The sequence below is a fragment of the Thalassospira xianhensis MCCC 1A02616 genome, assembly GCF_003326475.1.
Taxonomy (GTDB): Bacteria; Pseudomonadota; Alphaproteobacteria; order Rhodospirillales; family Thalassospiraceae; genus Thalassospira; species Thalassospira xianhensis.
Genome location: NZ_JPWA01000003.1, coordinates 168993 through 188031 on the forward strand (window position 1 = coordinate 168993; position 19039 = coordinate 188031).

At 54.5% G+C, this 19039-nt stretch carries 20 protein-coding genes; 16 read left to right on the plus strand and 4 right to left on the minus strand.

Annotated elements, in window-relative coordinates; all coding sequences use genetic code 11:
* The first annotated feature begins 31 nt into the window (after window positions 1-31).
* Together TH5_RS04505 and TH5_RS04510 are read left to right on the plus strand one after the other, a co-directional pair.
* On the plus strand, window positions 32-949 hold the full coding sequence (locus TH5_RS04505; RefSeq protein WP_114120864.1) for a LysR substrate-binding domain-containing protein: 918 nt from the start codon (window positions 32-34) through the stop codon (window positions 947-949).
* Between the two features lie 102 nt (window positions 950-1051).
* Window positions 1052-1585 (plus strand): MgtC/SapB family protein, encoded by a 534-nt coding sequence (locus tag TH5_RS04510; protein WP_062950527.1) that lies wholly within the window; start codon window positions 1052-1054, stop codon window positions 1583-1585.
* A 10-nt stretch (window positions 1586-1595) separates the two neighbouring features.
* Here the strand turns inward: TH5_RS04510 and TH5_RS04515 are convergent, their stop codons facing one another.
* Together TH5_RS04515 and TH5_RS04520 are read right to left on the minus strand one after the other, a co-directional pair.
* Window positions 1596-2636 carry a LacI family DNA-binding transcriptional regulator gene (locus TH5_RS04515; RefSeq protein ID WP_114120865.1) on the minus strand — a complete coding sequence of 347 codons (1041 nt, stop codon included), beginning with the start codon at window positions 2634-2636 and terminating at the stop codon, window positions 1596-1598.
* Between the two features lie 53 nt (window positions 2637-2689).
* Window positions 2690-4021, minus strand: a complete 1332-nt coding sequence (locus tag TH5_RS04520; protein ID WP_114120919.1) for a GH1 family beta-glucosidase — start codon at window positions 4019-4021, stop codon at window positions 2690-2692.
* Between the two features lie 228 nt (window positions 4022-4249).
* On the opposite strand from TH5_RS04520, the gene TH5_RS04525 reads away from it, so the two are divergent.
* From TH5_RS04525 to TH5_RS04540, 4 genes are all read left to right on the plus strand, one after another.
* The gene (locus TH5_RS04525) at window positions 4250-5494 is read left to right on the plus strand and encodes an ABC transporter substrate-binding protein (protein WP_114120866.1); all 1245 of its coding nucleotides are present in this window, start codon (window positions 4250-4252) and stop codon (window positions 5492-5494) included.
* Between the two features lie 78 nt (window positions 5495-5572).
* A complete protein-coding gene (locus TH5_RS04530; RefSeq protein WP_114120867.1) occupies window positions 5573-6502 on the plus strand; it encodes a carbohydrate ABC transporter permease in 930 nt (309 codons plus the stop codon).
* Window positions 6503-6504: 2 nt separating this feature from the next.
* Window positions 6505-7359 (plus strand): carbohydrate ABC transporter permease, encoded by an 855-nt coding sequence (locus TH5_RS04535; RefSeq protein ID WP_114120868.1) that lies wholly within the window; start codon window positions 6505-6507, stop codon window positions 7357-7359.
* A gap of 5 nt (window positions 7360-7364) precedes the next feature.
* Window positions 7365-8438 (plus strand): ABC transporter ATP-binding protein, encoded by a 1074-nt coding sequence (locus tag TH5_RS04540; RefSeq protein ID WP_114120869.1) that lies wholly within the window; start codon window positions 7365-7367, stop codon window positions 8436-8438.
* Between the two features lie 36 nt (window positions 8439-8474).
* Here the strand turns inward: TH5_RS04540 and ddpX are convergent, their stop codons facing one another.
* Window positions 8475-9032, minus strand: coding sequence for a D-alanyl-D-alanine dipeptidase (ddpX, locus tag TH5_RS04545; RefSeq protein ID WP_114120870.1), 558 nt, complete (start codon window positions 9030-9032; stop codon window positions 8475-8477).
* Window positions 9033-9051: 19 nt separating this feature from the next.
* Between ddpX and tsaB the strand changes: the two genes are divergently transcribed.
* Window positions 9052-9870 (plus strand): tRNA (adenosine(37)-N6)-threonylcarbamoyltransferase complex dimerization subunit type 1 TsaB, encoded by an 819-nt coding sequence (gene tsaB, locus TH5_RS04550; protein WP_114120871.1) that lies wholly within the window; start codon window positions 9052-9054, stop codon window positions 9868-9870.
* Window positions 9867-10406 carry a GNAT family N-acetyltransferase gene (locus TH5_RS04555; protein ID WP_114120872.1) on the plus strand — a complete coding sequence of 180 codons (540 nt, stop codon included), beginning with the start codon at window positions 9867-9869 and terminating at the stop codon, window positions 10404-10406. The genes tsaB and TH5_RS04555 overlap by 4 nt, the downstream gene beginning before the upstream one ends.
* Before the next feature lie 104 nt (window positions 10407-10510).
* On the opposite strand, the gene TH5_RS04560 is transcribed toward TH5_RS04555, so the two are convergent.
* Entirely contained in the window at window positions 10511-10756 is a 246-nt protein-coding gene (locus TH5_RS04560; RefSeq protein ID WP_114120873.1) for a sulfurtransferase TusA family protein, read from the minus strand.
* A gap of 196 nt (window positions 10757-10952) precedes the next feature.
* Between TH5_RS04560 and TH5_RS04565 the strand changes: the two genes are divergently transcribed.
* The 8 genes from TH5_RS04565 (at window position 10953) to lnt (ending at window position 18986) form a co-directional block, all read left to right on the plus strand.
* Complete coding sequence (locus TH5_RS04565; RefSeq protein WP_062949922.1) at window positions 10953-11375, plus strand: Fur family transcriptional regulator; 423 nt, start codon at window positions 10953-10955, stop codon at window positions 11373-11375.
* 164 nt (window positions 11376-11539) lie between these two features.
* The gene (locus TH5_RS04570) at window positions 11540-12331 is read left to right on the plus strand and encodes a GNAT family N-acetyltransferase (protein WP_114120920.1); all 792 of its coding nucleotides are present in this window, start codon (window positions 11540-11542) and stop codon (window positions 12329-12331) included.
* Complete coding sequence (locus tag TH5_RS04575) at window positions 12328-13230, plus strand: lysophospholipid acyltransferase family protein (RefSeq protein ID WP_114120874.1); 903 nt, start codon at window positions 12328-12330, stop codon at window positions 13228-13230. The genes TH5_RS04570 and TH5_RS04575 overlap by 4 nt, the downstream gene beginning before the upstream one ends.
* 143 nt (window positions 13231-13373) lie before the next feature.
* Window positions 13374-14759: a tRNA (N6-isopentenyl adenosine(37)-C2)-methylthiotransferase MiaB gene (gene miaB / locus TH5_RS04580; RefSeq protein WP_167443466.1), complete on the plus strand. Its 1386-nt coding sequence runs from the start codon at window positions 13374-13376 to the stop codon at window positions 14757-14759.
* Entirely contained in the window at window positions 14756-15850 is a 1095-nt protein-coding gene (locus TH5_RS04585) for a PhoH family protein (RefSeq protein ID WP_114120876.1), read from the plus strand. Before miaB ends, TH5_RS04585 begins: the two co-directional genes overlap by 4 nt.
* Window positions 15834-16436 carry an rRNA maturation RNase YbeY gene (gene ybeY, locus TH5_RS04590; RefSeq protein ID WP_114120877.1) on the plus strand — a complete coding sequence of 201 codons (603 nt, stop codon included), beginning with the start codon at window positions 15834-15836 and terminating at the stop codon, window positions 16434-16436. Before TH5_RS04585 ends, ybeY begins: the two co-directional genes overlap by 17 nt.
* Window positions 16433-17413, plus strand: coding sequence for a hemolysin family protein (locus TH5_RS04595; protein ID WP_341866556.1), 981 nt, complete (start codon window positions 16433-16435; stop codon window positions 17411-17413). The genes ybeY and TH5_RS04595 overlap by 4 nt, the downstream gene beginning before the upstream one ends.
* Window positions 17406-18986, plus strand: a complete 1581-nt coding sequence (gene lnt, locus TH5_RS04600) for an apolipoprotein N-acyltransferase (RefSeq protein WP_114120878.1) — start codon at window positions 17406-17408, stop codon at window positions 18984-18986. The genes TH5_RS04595 and lnt overlap by 8 nt, the downstream gene beginning before the upstream one ends.
* The last annotated feature ends 53 nt before the right edge of the window (window positions 18987-19039 follow it).

Sequence of the window (19039 nt, forward strand, 5' to 3'; positions counted from 1 at the left end):
GCCAGAAAATCGAAAATTCGTAGGGAATTTCGTGAGTAATATTCACAGAAAACGCAATCTGCCACCCCTTGCCGCTTTGCCCGCCTTTGAGGCGGCGGCGCGACACCAAAGCTTTTCGCGTGCTGCCGAGGAATTGCACCTGACGCACGGGGCGATCAGTCGCGCCGTGGCGCAGATCGAGGAACGGCTGGGTATTGATCTGTTTGTTCGTCGTAATCGGCGTGTCTGGTTAACTCAGGCAGGCGAAAGGCTTTTGAAGTCGGTGGCAACCGCACTGGACGGGCTTGATGGCGCTATCGAAGAAATTCACCGCCATGATAGTGCATCGCCGATCCTGTCGGTGTCGTGCGAGCCCAGCCTCGCCATGCGCTGGTTAATGCCAAGGCTGGGCGCGTTTCGCGAATCCAATCCTGACTTGAATATCGATCTACGGCTGGCTGGTGGCCCGGTTGATCTGCTGGTTGAGGGATGCGATGTGGCAATTCGGCGGGCTGATTTCGGTATCGGCGGGGATTACGAGGTAACGCGCCTTTGGCCGGAATTTGCCGGGCCGGTTTGTGACCCGGATTGTTGGGAAAACATTCTGGCTCGTGATTTGTCAAATGCCCGCTGGTTACACAGTCGCACGCGACCTGATGCATGGGATGTATGGAAACGGGCGAGTGGAAGCAATGTCAGCCCGACAAGCGAGCAATATTTTGACCATTTCTTTTTTACACTTCAGGCAGCCGCTAATCGTTTGGGGACTGCAATCGGGCCCTTGCCGCTGGTTTATGATGATCTGGTGGCAGGGCGGCTGGTCGCTCCGCACGGTATGGCGCCAACCGGCTATGACTATGTCCTGATCACATTGGATAGACCGGGCCGCGATCCGCGAATTTTGCGATTCTTTGACTGGCTGATGGTCGAAGCCAAGGGGATTGAAGGTGGGGCCGTGCCAAAAGGCTGATTGATATCGCGGTGCCTGACTTGCTGTTGGAGGAACAATGTGCGAACAGGAGGCGTTTCGGTTTGTATATCAAACAGATTGAAACGCGAACTGGATATGGGCATGACCGACCTTCCCTATTTTGCAACGGCTGAACGATATTTCGATATCGGCGTGATCGATATGGTTTTGCGGCTGTGTGCGGCAACCGTGATCGGAATGGTGATCGGGTTGAACCGTGATGTGAATGGCAAGCCGACCGGCATGCGCACATTGGCGCTGGTTGCGCTTGGTGCGGCGGTGGTGTCGGTTGTTGCGGTCCATTTTCAGGATCTGATCGATCATCCCGATGCGTTATCGCGCGTCGTGCAGGGGATTTTGCAAGGCGTTCTGACCGGGATCGGCTTTATCGGGGCGGGCGTGATCCTGCGCCAGCCAAAAGACATGTCGGTTAGCGGCCTGACAACGGCGGCCACCGTCTGGATCACGGCTGCCCTTGGTATCGCATGTGCTCTGGCGGCTTGGCATGTGGTGGTGATTGCGACGGTCCTGACGCTGATTGTCCTGATCGCCTTGAAACCGTTCGAACTTATGCTCGTTCGCCTTCTGGGCAATGAGCAAACCGTCGAGGATATCAAGGAAGACAAACAGGGATAGTCGGGTTTGATCAGAAATCCTCTCCCTCCCGGAAGGCGGCAAGATCGTCGATCCGTCGATAGGGTAAAAGCGTTTGCAGTTCTTCTGCCGGGGTGCCGGTCATCAGGTCGTGCAAATGTTCCGACAGCACTTTGCCAACCTTGCGTTGTGGCTGGTAGTAATAGGCGAGCTTCTGTCTGGACAGCATGCGAAACGGCATGCCGCCAAAACCGACAATACCGATCCCGTCCCGTATCGTGTCCATGCCCAGTTCCAGCAATGCCTCCAGCGCACCAATCATGGTCATCTGGCTGGCGCACACCACGGCGGTGGCATCGCGCTGATTGGTAAACAGGCGGATAGTGGCTTCGCGCGCGGCACGGACGGACACGTCCGATGTCATCCAGATCAGGCTTTCTGGATCAAGCCCAGCCTCGATCATCGCGCGCCGCGCACCGCGTTTGCGATAGCCAAAAAAAGTCAGATCTTCGGGCGGATCAATCATGCCGATTTTGCGATGGCCATCATCAATCAGGCGTTTGACCGCATCATAAGCCGCATGTTCATCATCGTGATCGACAAAGGCATGCGGGGTTAAAAGTTCCGTCCGGCCAAAACTGACAAAGGGAAAGTCATGTTGCAGGCAGTATTTGGCGCGGCTGTCCTGTAAGGTCGTGCGCGAAAATACAACTGCGTCGGCCATATGCTGCGTATGAACGCGACGCACGGGTTCAAGCGGGTCTTCGCTGCTGGTCTGGGCTAGGACAACCAGTGAATAATGATCGGCCTCTAGGCCCTTGGCGAGGCTTTCAACCTGCGCCAGAAAGCCCGGGTCGCCATAATCGCCAACTTCGGGGGAATACAGGATCGAACAGACCTGCATGGTTTTGCCGGTGCGCAGCATGACGCCACGGGCATCGGGATGGTAACCGATTTCGACCGCCGCGGCCTTGACGCGGGCGACTGTATCGGGTTTGACCTCCGGCCCGTCTTTCAATGCACGAGAGACCGTCGTGACCGACAGGCCAAGACGGTCGGCAATAGTGCGAAGGTTCGGGCGGGAGGCTGACATATACAGGTCCGTTCATTTATTCTTTGGCGGACAATCTAATCGCCCGTTTGCGGTTAAGGCAATGCGTTGCTTTCGATCACGCGACGCATGAAGTCATAGGATGCCTTTGGCGTGCGCTTGAGCGTGTCGTAATCGACATGCACCAAACCGAACCGTTTTTCATAGCCATACGCCCATTCGAAATTATCAAGCAGGGACCATGGCATATATCCCTGCACGTTTGCGCCCTCGTCAACGGCGCGCAAAAGGGCTGAGAGATATTCACTGTAGTAGGCAATGCGATCCTGATCGTCGATATAGCCGTTATGGCCGGGAATGTCCGTGAAGGCACCACCATTTTCGGTCACAAAGATTGGCGGGTTGCCATAGTTTTCTTGAAGGATTTTCATGGTGCGATAGAAGCAGTCGCCGTCAATCGCCCACCCCATTTCCGTCCGGCGGAAATATTTCGGCGGTTCGGCATGTTTGAATGGCCAGGCGCGCCCTTCGGCGGCTTCAATATAGCTTGGGAAATACTGGTTCAACCCCTGAAAATCGACATTGGTCTCGATCGCTTCAAGGTCGCCGTCCTGAATGTGTGGTTCCATCCGGTCGATAATTAGCTCGGGATATCGACCGTAATAAACCGGATCAAGAAAGATACCATTCCATTTGGCTTCGAACAGATCGACCAGATGGGCATCCTGTTCGCGTCGATGCGGTAGTGTGTAAGCCTTATGCATTGGCAAAACGAATCCGACCGGTGCATCCGGATAGTGATGCTTGATCACGCGGGTTGCACGGGCATGGCACATATTCAGATGGTGGGCGACCCGCATTGCTGCGCGTGGGTCGGTAATTCCCGGTGCGTGGCGGCCTTCTTCGTGGCCAACCCACGCCACCACGTTGGGTTCGTTAAACGTAACCCACGATTTGACCCGGTCGCCAAATCGCGTCACCAGCAGCTCGGTATAGTCGCCAAACCAGTCGACGATGCTGCGATTGGTCCAACCGCCGCGGTCCTGCAATGCCTGCGGCAGGTCCCAGTGATACAGGCATAACCAGGGATCAAGGCCGCGTTCGCACATGCCGTCAATTAACCGGTCGTAAAATGCCATGCCGGTTTCGTTGACTTTGCCCGTGCCGTTCGGAATGACACGCGGCCACATCACCGAAAATCGATAATGTTTGGCACCAAGCCCCCTGATCAGGTCAAGATCTTCGGCCCAGCGATGATAATGGTCGCAGGCGACACTGCCGTTATCGCCATTGGCAACCCGGCCGGGTGTTGCACAGTAGGTGTCCCAGATGCTGTCGCCGCGCCCGTCGTCGCTCGCGCCGCCTTCAATCTGATAGCTTGAGGTCGAGACACCCCAGCGGAAACCGTTGGGAAAAGGTTTGGTCATGATTGTTTCCTTGCCCTGTCGCGGATCGCATTCGTTGGCAGATCCAAAATCGTAACGTTTCGGAAATTTCGGCAAAAAAATAATGCCGGATCTATTTCGCCTTATTATGGAAGGGTTTTGTTGATTGACAAGAGTGAATAAAGCGCTTATCAAAAAAATCGAAACGTTACGAATTTTCGACCATCAAGAAGTCGGGCGCGAACGTATCCATTAGGGAGGACATCTGTTATGAAGAAATTTCCAAAGGTCGCAGCACTTGCGACATTTCTGAGCGCCGGTGTTTCTGTCGGTGCGCTTCACGCCCAGACAGCCGAAGTTCTCCATTGGTGGACTTCGGGCAGCGAACAGGCAGCTTTGGGCGAAATCCGTGCCGCTTTCGAAGCACAGGGCGGCAAATGGGTAGATACGCCTATTGCTGGTGGTGGCAATGCGCGCGCGGCTGCTGTCAACCGTATGCTGGGCGGTGATCCGGCGACTGTTTTTCAGTTTTCCATCGGACAGCAATTGCGTGAACTGGCCGATCAGGGGCTTTTGGCCGATGTGAATGCGGTGGCTGACGAAGAAAACTGGGATGAAAAGCTGCCGCCGCTGATCGTTCAGGCGGCAAAATATGATGGCGACTACATCGCGGCCCCGATCAACATCCACGGCGAAAATTGGATGTTTTACAATACCGAAGCGCTTGAAAAAGCCGGGATAGAGGTTCCGAAAAGCTGGCCGGAATTTATTGATGCGGCCAAAAAGCTTGAAGATGCCGATATTGTTCCGATCGGTCTTGGCGGGCAGCCGTGGCAGGAACGTATCCTGTTTAACAGTGTCCTTTTGGGCGTTGGCGGGCGTGAATTTTACGCCCAGCTATACAGCACGCTGGATGATGAACTTCTCGCATCGGACACCATGCTCAAGGTGTTTGAAACATTTGCTGCGCTTAAACCCTTTGTCGATGAAGCAAGCCCAGGCCGCAACTGGAACGAGGCGACCAATATGGTCATTCGCGGCGATGCGGCGTTTCAGTTCATGGGTGACTGGGCCAAGGGTGAAATCATTGCTGCCGGGGTCGAACCGGGTACAACGGTTGGCTGCGCCTTCGCCCCGGCTGTCGATACAGCCTATATCATGACTGTTGATGCCTTTGCCTTTTCCGCCATGGATAGTGACGAAGCCCGGGCCGCCCAGCAAAAGATGGCGCAGGTTATGCTTGAACCCGACGTTCAGATTGCCTTTAACAAGAAAAAGGGCTCGATCCCTGCCCTTCTTGATGTGTCGGGCGACAGTTTTGATGCCTGTGCACAAAAAGCCATGGCAGCATTGCAAGACAAGAAAACCCATCTGGTCAGTACCGGGCTGTTTGGTGTTCCCAGTGCCGTTTCCGGGGCAATTGATGACAGTATCTCCAATTTCTGGAACAGTGCTGACATGAGCCCGCAACAGGGACAGGAAGAATTCCGTCAGGCGATTTCCTACGCCAAGTAAGGCGACCGGAATGACACGGCTTTGCAGGTGCGCCGCTGTCTCATGCAGCGGTGCCTTTACAAAGAAGCGAGATTATTCATGGCCGAACCGGCACAGGGTGCGTTGAAGACTTCGCACGACGGCAGATGGCGCTGGCGTCCGCAATGGACGGCAAGAATGGCGCTGATCCCTGCCATGACGATTACCATCGTCTGTTTCTATGGCTTTATCATCTGGACCTTTGTCATCTCGCTGACGCGCTCGCGTCTGTTGCCGGTTTATAAATTTACCGGCTTTGATCAATATGTACGCCTGTTTGCCAATGAACGCTGGTGGACGGCAATGCAGAATATCGCCATCCACGGCTTCCTGTTTATCGGCGGATGTATTGTTTTCGGTTATTTGCTGGCGATCCTGATTGATCGCGGTGTCAAGGCCGAAGGCATGTTTCGCACGGTCTTCATGCTGCCGCTTTCGATGTCGTTCATTGTGACCGGGGTCATCTGGCAATGGGTGATGAATCCGGGGCTGGGGCTTCAGGATGCGGTGCGCGAACTGGGCTGGACCACGTTTGAATTCAACTGGATCGTGCGTCAGGACCGGTCGATCTATACCTTGGCAATTGCCGGGATCTGGCAGCAGGTTGGGCTGTGCATGGCACTGTTTCTGGCGGGGTTGCGCAATGTCGACCCCAATATCTGGAAGGCATCACGGGTGGATGGCATTCCGGTCTGGCGTGTCTATCTGCATGTTATTACGCCGATGATGCGGACCGTATTCTTTACGGTCTTTATCCTGATGAGCGCGATTGTCATGAAGGCCTATGATCTTGTCGTTGCGCTGACCGGTGGCGGGCCCGGCTTTTCATCAGATTTGCCGGCGAAATTTGTGGTGGATCATATCCTGAATCGTCAGGAGCTGGGTCTTGGTGCCGCAGGTGCGTTCGTTTTGCTCTGTACCGTGATCGCAGTCATTTCCCCCTATATCCATTTTGAATTGCGTAAAGCACGCGACGGCGGGGGGCATTGATCATGCGATATAACCGTCTTGCGCTTTACGCGATGCTGGGGATCGCTGCCCTGATGATTCTGGCGCCAGTCTTCATCATGGTGTCGACGTCGCTGAAATCTATGGATGAAATCCGCGATGGCAGCATCTTTGCGCTGCCAGCAGAACCAAATTTTGATGCATGGGGCGAGGCATGGTTTGGCGATTGCACCCAGACCGTCGGTGAGGATTGCGGTGGTTTGTCATCCTCTTTTCTGACATCGGTCAAAATCGTCATTCCGGCGCTGTTTTTGTCAGTCGGGCTTGGTGCAGTTACCGGTTATGCTCTGGCGGCGTGGAAGATGCGTGGGGCAAATCTGATGTTTGCGGCCCTTCTGGTTGGCATGTTCATCCCGCCACAGGTCACACTTTATCCCTTGATCATTATGGTGCGCGAGTTGGGGATATTTGGATCCATTCCGGGACTGGTTCTGGTGCATGTCATCTGGGGTGTTGCCTTTACCACCATGATGTTTCGAAACTTTTTCAAAACCGTTCCACAGGATCTGCTGAAAGCTGCACGGATTGACGGGGCCGGTTTTTGGCCCTTGTTCTGGCATGTGATGTTGCCCCTGTCGTTACCGATTCTGGGCGTCGCGATGATTTTGCAGTTCACATACATCTGGAACGATTTTCTGCTGGGTCTGACCTTTGGCGGGCGATCCGGACAGCCGATGACGGTTGCGCTTAACAACCTTGTCGGATCGCAGTTCGGCGAAAAGGAATATAATGTGGATATGGCTGCCACCATGCTGACAGCGCTTCCGACATTGGCGGTTTATCTGCTGTCGGGGCGGTTGTTTGTTCGCGGAATTGCGGCTGGTGCAGTGAAAGGATAACGGACATGAACGGCGTTGAATTACGTGGTGTGACCAAGGCCTATGCCGGTCTGACCGTGATGAAGGACATCAATCTCGAAATCGAGGATGGCGCGTTTCTGGTTCTGCTGGGGCCGTCAGGGTGTGGCAAATCGACGATTCTGAACATGATTGCAGGTTTGGAACCCGTTACCGGTGGATCAATCCACATCGCTGGTCGTGATGTGACGGAACTGGAACCTGATGAACGCGATATCGCGATGGTGTTTCAGTCATATGCACTCTATCCGACCATGTCGGTGCGCAAGAATATCGGTTTCGGCCTTAAAATACGTGGCATGCCGAAGGCTGATATCGAAAAACGGGTCGACGAGATTGGCGAACTTTTGCAAATCACCCCGCTTCTGGACCGAAAGCCATCGCAATTGTCCGGTGGCCAGCAGCAGCGTGTGGCAATTGGCCGTGCGCTGGTACGCGAACCATCAGTATTCCTGTTTGATGAGCCTTTATCGAACCTTGATGCCAAGTTACGTGCTGATATGCGTGTCGAACTGAAACGTCTTCATGAACGGCTTGGCCGGACAATTGTCTATGTCACCCATGACCAGATCGAAGCCATGACGCTGGCAACCAAGGTGGTGGTTCTGGACAAGGGTTCCATTCAGCAGGCCGATACACCGGAAAATGTCTATCGCCGCCCGGCCAACAAATTTGTCGCCAGCTTCGTCGGGGCTCCGACCATGAATTTCATTGACGGCAAACTGATACAGGATGGCGATGGTATCGCGTTCGATGGGGGATCGGGTCAGTTGCCTTTGGCAAGTTTGCCGACCCGCGCACATGATCTGATCGGGCAACCCGTGACCTTGGGCGCGCGTCCCGAACATCTGATGTTTGATGATCTTGGGGCCAATGCACGGGTGCTTCTGGCTGAGCCGACCGGACCGGATCAGTATGTCCGTCTTGCGGTTGCCGGATCGGAAGTCACCGCGCGTACCGGCCCGGAACAGCATTTCAGTTCTGGCACAGATGCGCGGATCATGATTGACGGTGCACGTGTGTCGCTGTTCGATCCCGAAAGCGGACGTGCAGTTCTTTAGGTTGCCAAATTCCGCATTCAGGGCATCTACCCGATATTATTTCATCATGCTTTGCGGCAGGGAGCTGTCGGAAAACAGCGGGTATTTGCTGCGTGCGTTAGGTAACTGATAGTGCCACCATTCATGATCGTAATATTCGAATCCGGCGCTGACCATGACGCCAAGCAACAGCAAACGGTTGGCTTCGGCGTCTTTTGAAAGCCCGTCCGCTCCGTGATAGGACCGGATATGCATTTCATCAAACCCTGCCCCCATATCCAGTTCCTTGCCGTTTTCGTCCAACAGCGTTAGATCAATGGCAACACCACGGCCATGTGGCGATCCAATATCGGGATTGGCGATGAAATCAGGATTGGGTGTATGGTTCCAAAGGGCCCGCTGGGCTTCTTGTGGGCGGAAAGCATCCAGAATGCGAATGCCTTTCCCGTGACGTCGTGCCATGGCGACCGCCTTTTTCAGGCAGTCCGCCGCATCGCGATGAAGATAGCAGGCAGGCCGTGAATAAATTGGTGCCCCGGTGAAATTGCGATCCGTGGCATAAACAATATCGATTTCGACATCATATTCTTGTGGCGTAATTTCGATCAGCGCCATTGCCGGAGGCCCCCTGTTCTTGTCGTTTACCGATTACATCAAAAAGATGCTTACCGGTCAGTTGCGTAGCAATTCCCATAGCGCAGATCACACCGCATCGCAAACGCCATCCGGGGCCATTGAAAAAACCGGTCCGACGCTTTTGGCAATCGATACTGCGTCAACATCGCTTTCAACCGCCGTTCTGATAAATGGCGTAGTCAAGGGCGAGCTTTACGAAGACATGGAACGCGGTCAGGCCGAAAACCTGATGGGTTTCATTGCCAAAAGTCTGGATCAGGCGGGTATCGCCTTTGATGAAGTAGATGGCATTGCGGTGACCGTCGGACCTGGTGCCTTCACCGGTATGCGGATCGGGCTTGCCACAGCACGTGCGCTCGGCCTTGCGCGTAAAATTCCGGTGGTCGGTGTCAGTTCGCTTGAGGCGGTGGCTTATGGGGTTTCCGAACGCGATCAGCAGGGACGCAATATTCTGGTTGCACTCGACAGCAAGCGGAACGAGATTTTCGCGCAGGCTTTTGATGGGAAGAAATGTCCGCTCAGTGCGCCGGAATGTGTTGCACCCCGACAGGCTCTGATGATGGCCCCACCGGGCGATACGCTTCTGGCCGGCGATGCTACCCCACGCCTTTTGACTGCGGCTGCCCACGCGCCGGATGCGTTTTATGATTGCACGGCGCCGGGGCTACCGCGAGCCGGGAATGTGGCGCGGATTGCAGCGGCGCGCTGGGGAACGAATGAAAACCTGCCGCCTGTGCCAATGTATCTGCGTGCACCCGATGCGCGCCGTATCGAGGATCAGGGACCGGCAAAAAACAGACCGGCAGACGAAGGATGAGTCATTCTTCCCGCCAGCCGGAACCTGTGGACAGGATTGAAATCGTCCCCTTGACGGCGGCGTTTTGTACTGTTGCCAGTGCGCTTCATGCCGAAGGGTTCGAAGATCACGATCACTGGTCGGCGGACGAGATGATTGCGCTGCTTGATGTTCCCGGTGCTTTCGGATTTCTGGCCTTTGCACCGGGGAACGAGGCGGAGAACCGGCTCGATACGCCGCTTGGTTTTATACAGATACAAGCGGTGCTGGACGAGGCGGAAATCAACACCATCGTAGTTGCCAAAGAAGCCCGCAAACGCGGTGTCGCCAGAAAGCTGCTGTTTGCGGTTTTTGAGCGATTGTGTGCAGCCGGTGCCGGTCGTGTCCTGCTGGAGGTTGCCGAGGATAATGCATCGGCAATTGCACTTTATCGTCATTGCGGCTTTACCGAGATCGGGCGGCGTAAAAAATACTATCGCCGCAAGTCCGGCCGCGAGGTAGATGCGCTTGTTATGGAACGTGATCTCGGAACTTGTGTTTTGGGCTGGAATGCTTGATGCAAGCTGGATGCATTCTATTTTGGTATATCCACATCAAATGTGTGGTTTTGGCTGCCAAGCTGTTATAGTCTAAGCATCGATGACGGCGTACCGGATCGGTTTCATCCCTTGCGGATGGTTAACCGATATGTTTCCGGGGCGTTGGCAAGTTCGACAATATCGATGACTGTGTCGCCCATTTCGGTGACGGAACGCGGAACGTTTTTTAATGGTTCGCCTGCGCCCAGTGTGACCTCCAGAATCTGGCCCCGTGTCATGGTTTCGAGTTTCAGACGGGTGCGAACAAATGTCATCGGGCAGACATCGTTTGTGATGTCGATCTTATGGTCGGGCGTGGTGTCGTCCATATGCTGTCTCCTGATCGGGCACCGGAAACGTGAAGTAGCGTTTCATTGGACAGGAGGCAAGCCGGAGAGAACAAAATATCGCGATTTGTACCTTGCGATATGTGACAGTTTTCTCGATATTTAGCCCACATGAGAGCAAAAGCCTGGGAGCATCCTGGCTTGGGGACAGGCGGAACCGGAAACGAGAAACAAGACTATGCTTGCAGAATCAACCATCGAGCAGAAGTGCATCGACGCGGGTCTGAAAATGACCGGCCAACGCCGGGTAATTGCCCGAGTCCTGTCGGAATCAGAAGATCATCCCGATGTGGAGCTCGTTTATCGCCGGGCGACGGAAATTGACCCGAAGATTTCGATTGCGACAGTTTATCGGACCGTTCGCCTTTTTGAAGAGGCGGATATTCTCGAAAAACACGATTTCGGCGATGGCCGTGCGCGTTACGAGGAACTCACCGAGGAACATCATGATCATCTGATCGACATGCGGTCGGGTAAGGTGATCGAATTTTCGAACGAAAAAATCGAAAAGCTTCAGGAAGAGATCGCCAAAGAGCTTGGTTTCAAGCTTGTCGGTCATCGTCTGGAGCTTTACGGCGTTCCGATGAAAGACGAAAAGTAACCGATTTCTGACAAACCGGTTGCGAAAATCGCAGATTTCAAGCCACCCGCTCGACAAGAGCGGGTGGTTTTCATATTCCTGTTACGCGTTCTTAACAAAGCCTTCACTCGCCCCTGATGCGAAACTTGCGCAAAATCTGCGCAGATGAACGAAAGGGAGTTGCGATGAGCGACGATCGACAGCAGCGGCTAGAGGTACGCCTCGCCGAAACCGAGGACGAAATCCTCGCCAGTCAGAAACTGCGCTACAAGGTGTTCTATGAGGAGCGTGGAGCAAAGCCCAGTGCCGAAATGGCCGCGGCCGAGCTCGACTTTGACCACTACGATCCTTTGTGCGACCACCTGCTGGTAATCGATCACAATCGCGGTCAGGGAGCTGACGGTGTTGTCGGAACCTATCGCCTGCTGCGTCAGTCGGTTGCCAATCAGCATGGTGGCTTTTACAGCGCCGATGAATATCATATCCAGTCGATGCTTGATGCCGCACAGGGCAATGGCGAGATCATGGAACTTGGTCGTTCCTGTGTTGAAGAAGCCTACCGCACGATGCCGACCCTTCAGCTTCTCTGGCAGGGCATTGCTGCTTATGTTTTCAAATACGATATCAAGCTGATGTTTGGCTGTGCATCGTTCCATGGCACCGATCCGGATGCCTTTGGTGATGTTCTGACCTATCTGCATCACAACCATCTGGCACCCGAAGAAATGCGCCCGCGTGCGGTCGAAGGCCGGTACGAACCAATGGCGCGTACGACCATTGATGCAATCGACGCCCGCCAGGCGCTTCGCGATCTGCCGCCATTGATCAAGGGCTATCTGCGATTGGGTGGTTTCGTTGGTGACGGTGCGGTGATTGATCATCAGTTCAATACCACTGACATCTGCATTGTGTTACCGACGGAAAAGGTAACGGATCGTTACTACAAGCATTATGAGCGGACCGCGAGGGTATCGTGAACTGTTATGCGTGTGCAGCCATCCGGCTGTTGGCCTATGCCCTGCTGACTTTGATCCTGATCCCGGTTCAGGTGATGGCGATTGCATTTCGACTGCGATTGGCTGATGACCTGCCGCGGGTTTATCATGCACTTTGCCTGAAAATCCTGCACATCGAGCTTCGGATTTCCGGGGCAGAGTTGATGGACGGGCCGGGTGTGATTGTGGCCAATCACGCATCCTATCTTGATATTCCGGTTCTGGGGGCCTTGGTTCGCGGCAGTTTCATTGCCAAGACCGAGGTCGCCAGCTGGCCGGTTTTCGGAACACTTGCCAAGTTGCAACGATCCACCTTTGTCGAACGTCGCCCGGTTCGTGCACGCGAACAGAATGACCAGATTTCCCAGCGCCTTGCCGACGGGCACAAACTGATCCTGTTCCCGGAAGGCACCAGCAACGACGGTAACCGTGTACTACCGTTCAAATCGACCCTGTTTGGTGTTGCCGAACGTACCATGCCTGATGGGTCGCAGGTAAAAGTCCAACCGGTTTCGATTGCCGCCACCCGTCTTGACGGTGCGCCGATCGGGCGAGATTTGCGGGCATTCTATTCTTGGTATGGGGATATGGACTTGGCGCCGCATTTGTGGCAGTTTCTGGCGCTTGGCAAAGTAACGGTTGAGCTGGTTGTTCATCCGCCTGTGACGCTGGCAGATGCCGGGTCGCGCAAGGAACTTGCCCGGATGTGTGAAACAGCTGTTGCGCGTGGACATCACGCAGCACTGACCGGCATGCATCAGGGTGTTCCGGTTCCGCTGATTGATAATGGGCGTTCGGATGACCTGATCGGTTTTTCGCCGCTGGCCATTGTTTCCGAAGACTTTCGTTTGTTCGGACCTGATCGTCAGTTCGGTTCCTGACCGTTTTGCCATATAATCGGGTTGTGTGAATTGGGTTTCATGTAACCGGAATTTCAGATATCGAAGATGTCCGGTCTGCGGTGTGAGCTTTCGCACCGCTTTTCGGCGTATTCGGGAAAGCAAAAACGGATCCAGAAGTGAGCGTGACGAAGAAGCTTTTTGTAAAAACCTATGGCTGTCAGATGAATGTTTATGACAGTCAGCGCATGCAGGATGTATTGGCGCCGCTGGGCTACCAGCCGGTCGACGACGCCGCAGGTGCGGATATGGTTATCCTCAATACCTGCCACATCCGCGAAAAGGCGGCTGAAAAGGTCTTTTCCGATCTGGGTCGTATCCGCAAACACAAAAAAGCCAAGGAAGCGAACGGAACTGACAAGATGATTGTCGCCGTTGCCGGTTGTGTTGCGCAGGCCGAAGGTGCCGAATTGATGCGTCGCGAGCCGATGGTTGATATGGTGTTCGGGCCACAAACCTATCATCGTTTGCCGGAAATGGTGGCACGCGCCAATCGTGCTATCGGGCGTGATCGCATCATCGATACCGATTTCCCGGCCGAGGAAAAGTTCGATCATCTGCCCCAGCAGGTTTCAAGGCAGGGTTATTCAGCCTTTCTGGCTATTCAGGAAGGATGCGATAAATTCTGCACCTTCTGTGTTGTGCCTTATACGCGCGGTGCGGAATATTCCCGGTCGGGCATGGATGTCGTCAATGAAGCCCGACAGCTTGTTGGCAAGGGCACGCGCGAAATCACCCTTCTGGGGCAGAACGTCAATGCCTATCATGGCGAAGCCCCGAATGGTGGTGAGTGGACGCTTGGCCGTCTGTTACGCGAACTGTCCGAGATCGATGGACTGGATCGCATCCGTTACACCACCTCGCACCCGCGCGATGTTGATGATGATCTGATTGCTGCCCATCGTGACCTGCCAAAACTTATGCCGTTTCTGCATCTTCCCGTTCAGGCGGGATCGGATCGCGTGTTGCAGGCGATGAACCGCAAACATGATGGCGCGTTTTATCGCGAAATCGTTGCTAAACTCAAAGACGCCTGCCCCGATCTTGCGCTGTCGTCCGATTTCATCGTGGGTTTCCCCGGAGAATCCGACAAGGATTTCGAGGACACGATGCAAATGGTGCGCGATATCACCTTCATTCAGGCGTTCAGCTTTAAATATAGTCCACGTCCCGGTACCCCGGCATCGGCAATGGAATTGCAGGTTCCCGAACCGGTAAAGACCGAACGTATCATGCGTTTGCAGGCGCTTCTGGCCGAGCAGCAGCTTGAATTCAACCGTAACTGCCTTGGCAAGGAAATGGATGTCCTGCTGGAACGTTACGGCAAACTAGAAGGACAGCTTGTCGGAAAAAGCCCCTATATGCAGCCGGTTCATGTCAGCGGTTTGCCAGAATCCGCATTGGGACAGATCGTAAGGTTGAAAATCACCGAAGCGCTGCCTAATTCCCTTGGCGGTGAACTGGTCGATGCCCCGGTTCAAAACCGGGATTCTGAAAGGAAAATTGCGTGACTGCCACCTCAGCCAAGGCAAAAAACACGGCAAAAGCCAAGTCTTCGACCAAAGATACCGATCAGATTGAATTTGCAGACAATGCACTTGCTCAGCTTCTATATGGGCCACAAGCCGAAAATCTGACCCGCCTTTCCGAAGGTACCGGTGTTCAGGTTTCCAGTCGTGGATCGGTTGTGACCCTCGCCGGGCAAGGCCCCAAAGTTGCCCAAGCCAAAAAGGTTCTGGGTCAGCTTTATGCGCGCTTGCGCGACAAGGAAATAGATCATGTCGATGTCGAAACGGTTGATGGTGCCATCCGTTTGTCCGAACCCGACGAAGCTGATCCCTGGACCGGGCAGACCAAGGATATGTTTGGTGGATCACGTCTGACCATCCAGACCAAGAAGCGCCGGATTTCGCCGCGATCCAAACGCCAGAAGAATTATGTCGAGGCGATGCTTGATCACGAACTGGTCTTTGGCATTGGCCCGGCCGGTACCGGTAAAACCTATCTGGCGGTCGCAATGGCGGTCCAGTCGCTTATTCAGGGACAGGTTGACCGTATCGTTCTGTCACGTCCGGCGGTCGAGGCTGGCGAACGGCTTGGCTTCTTGCCGGGGGATCTGAAGGACAAGGTCGATCCTTATCTGCGCCCACTTTATGATGCGCTGCATGATACTCTTCCGGGGGACGTCGTGATCAAGCGGATGGAAAGCGGCGAGATCGAAGTTGCCCCGCTTGCCTTCATGCGCGGCCGTACGCTTGCGCATGCCTTTGTCATTCTGGACGAGGCACAGAATACGACGGCGATGCAGATGAAAATGTTTCTGACTCGTCTTGGCGAAGGATCGCGGATGGTGGTGACGGGTGACCTGACCCAGGTCGATTTGCCCGATGGTACCAAATCCGGCCTTCGGGATGCGCTTGAAACCATAGCGGATGTCAAAGGGGTTGCGACGATCAAGTTTGATCAGCGTGACGTTGTTCGGCACGCGCTTGTCACCAAAATTGTTCAGGCCTATGACGCGGCTGATGCCTTGCGGGATCGCCTTAAAAAAGGCTATCGCGGGATCAAGGAAGAAAGTCAGGGTGATGACCGCACCGCTTGATCTGGACCTAGATGTTGAAGCCGGCAATTGGGCCAAGGCCGAGATTGATGCGATTGAAAACGCTGTGCGTGCGGCTCTTGATGGGGCTGCGCATGATGGTGCACTTTGGGAAGAAGATGCCATTCCAACCGATGGAACACTTGACGAAGGGGATGGCGCATCGCTTCTGAGCATTGCACCGGTGGTCGAAGTTGGTGTTCGGCTGTCCGACGATGCATCGGTCCGGATATTGAACCGCGATTATCGCGGCAAGGACAACCCGACCAATGTTTTATCGTTTGCAGCGCTTGAAAATACGGATGATGCAGCAGATTTCATGATGTCGCCTGAGATGCCCCTGATGCTGGGCGATATCGTCATTGCACGTGAAACATGCCAACGCGAAGCCGTTGAACAGAACAAGACACTGATAAATCATCTTGTTCATCTGACGGTGCATGGCACGCTGCATCTTGTCGGCTATGATCATATGGTTGATGATGAAGCCGAAGAGATGGAAGAACTTGAGCGGCAAATTCTTGCCGGACTGGGGATTGATGATCCCTATGAACCGATCGAAGATCAAGATATCGAAACAGGACAATGAACGAGAATAGTCAGCGCGACGACGACCAAGAGAGTACGAGCCCTCGCCAGGGCGGGGAGAATGGTCAGGATTCCGATAACGGATCCTTGTGGGGAAATGTCGCATCGGCATTAGGCCTTAAGCGCGGCAAGCCAAGGAATGGCGAGGCATCGCTTTCCGACACACTTGAAGAACTTGCCGAGCGCAGTGAAGAAGATGACGAGCCCGTCTCGCTTCACGAACGGTCACTTTTTGAAAATATCATCGCACTCCGCGATATGACGGCCGAGGATGTCATGATTCCGCGGGCCGATATCGTTGCGGTCGAAAAAAGCATCACGCTTGACGAGCTTGTTGACGTGATGGTGAAAAAAGCTCATTCACGCCTACCTGTTTATGGCGAGTCCCTCGATGAAATTGCCGGTATGGTTCATATCAAGGATGTGCTGGGCTGTGTCGCTGCCGGCAAGGAATTCAAGCTACAATCCCTTTTGCGTCGGGTGTTGTTCGTATCGCCCGCCATTCGGGTGCTTGATCTTCTGTCCGAAATGCGTTTGTCGCGAACGCATATGGCATTGGTCGTCGACGAGTTTGGCGGCATTGACGGGCTGATCACGATCGAGGATCTGGTCGAGGAAATTGTCGGCGAAATTGACGACGAGCACGACATTGACCAGACACCAAAGCTGATTCGCCTTTCGGATGGCTGCTATATTGCCGATGCGCGTTACGAGGTCGAGGACCTGGAGGAAAAGCTGGGCTTTGGCCTGCTGGACGAGGATGAGGACGAAGATATCGATACGCTGGGCGGACTGGTCTTTTCGCTGGCGGGGCGTGTTCCCGCCCGAGGCGAACTGATCGAGCATCCGACCGGTATCCAGTTCGAGGTTCTTGATGCCGATCCACGCCGTATCCGGCGCTTGCGCATTCACCTGATCCGTACGGAACCGGCAGCGATCAGTGACGAAAGTTCCAAACAGGGCTCATCCAATGATTGATAGACTGGCGGCGCGTCTGGCCAACCTTTCGGGTTGGCGCAGGCGTTTTTTGTGGCTGGTGTCCGGGGCGGTTGCGGTATTGGCGTTGCCGCCTTTCTTCTTTTTACCGGCCCTTCCGATAGCTTTTGCCGTGCTGCTTTGGTCGCTTGACGGCGTTAAATGCAATAAAGGCGCACTTTCGGCGGGTTGGTGGTTCGGAACCGGGCATTTTGCTGCCGGTTTTTACTGGGTCAGTCACGCCTTTCTGGTCGAGCCGGAAATTTATGGCTGGATGATCCCATTTGTCTTGCTCGGACTGGGTGGCGGGCTTGCGATCTTTCCGATGGTTGCCGTTTGGGCGAGCTGGCGGCTGACGCGCGAGATTATCGGGCGTGCCGTGATGCTGGCAGCTTTGTGGGCGGTTGCTGAATTCCTTCGCGGTCATCTGATGACCGGTTTCCCATGGAACCTGCTGGCCCATGTCTGGGCGGTCGATCCGGCTCCGATGCAATTTGCCTCAATCATCGGGGTTTATGGACTATCGGTGATCACTGGCCTGTTTGCGACTTTGCCTGCGACTTTCGTTGCAGGACGTGCCGGGCGATTGACAGCTTTTGCGGGCATCATGATTGCAGTGCTGTTGTGGGGTGGTGGTGCGCTTCGCCTTGCTCTGGTGGGGCCAGCGGATGCCGAGGTTGCCGTTTCTGAAGATTTGCCTGTGGTGCAGGTCGTGCAGCCCAATATCCCGCAGCGTGAAAAGTGGGTACCGGAACTTCAGGATCAGCATTTTGCAAAACTGCTGCGACTGTCGCGTCGCCCGGCCGATATGGCGCCGGACCGCAGACGTATCGTGATCTGGCCCGAAACGGCTGCGACATTTTTTGTCGAAGCCCAACCGGTACGCAGGTTGCAGATGGCGTCGGTTCTCGGACCTGATGATATTCTGGTTACCGGGGCTCCACGAACCTATCCGCGGGATACGGATGAATTCAAAGTTTGGAACGCAGTTCAGGTTCTTGACAGCACAGGAGAGATTGTTGCGAGTTTCGACAAGTTCCACCTCGTTCCGTTCGGCGAGTATGTGCCGTTCCGCGACTGGATTCCGATCCCGAAACTGACCGCCGGGCGCACGGATTTTTCATCCGGAGATGGGCCACAGACACTTGATGTTAGAGGTTTTCCAAGTTTCTCGCCCCTGATTTGCTATGAGGTGATTTTCCCGGGTGCGGTTATTGAGAATTCCAATCAGCCCGACTGGTTGCTCAATGTTACCAATGATGGCTGGTTTGGTAAAAGTGCCGGCCCATATCAGCATCTGGCAGCTGCTCGGTTTCGCAGTGTCGAAGAAGGGCGCCCGATGGTTCGGGCGGCCTATACCGGAGTATCGGCAATGTATGATGCATACGGGCGGGAACTGGCGACACTCCCCTTAAGTGCAGAGGGTGTCATGGTTCACCCCCTTTCGGGGGTGTATAACCATACCACGGTATATTATTTGTGGCGCGATATTCTATTTTACGGTATTGTAACCTTTCTAGCCGTTCTCGTTTTGGGATATAGTAGGTTTTTCAAATCCCTTAAAGCGGCTGTGTGAAGCACCGAACCGCTCCCTGATTGTCCCACCAAAAATAAGAGCGGGTAGGTCGG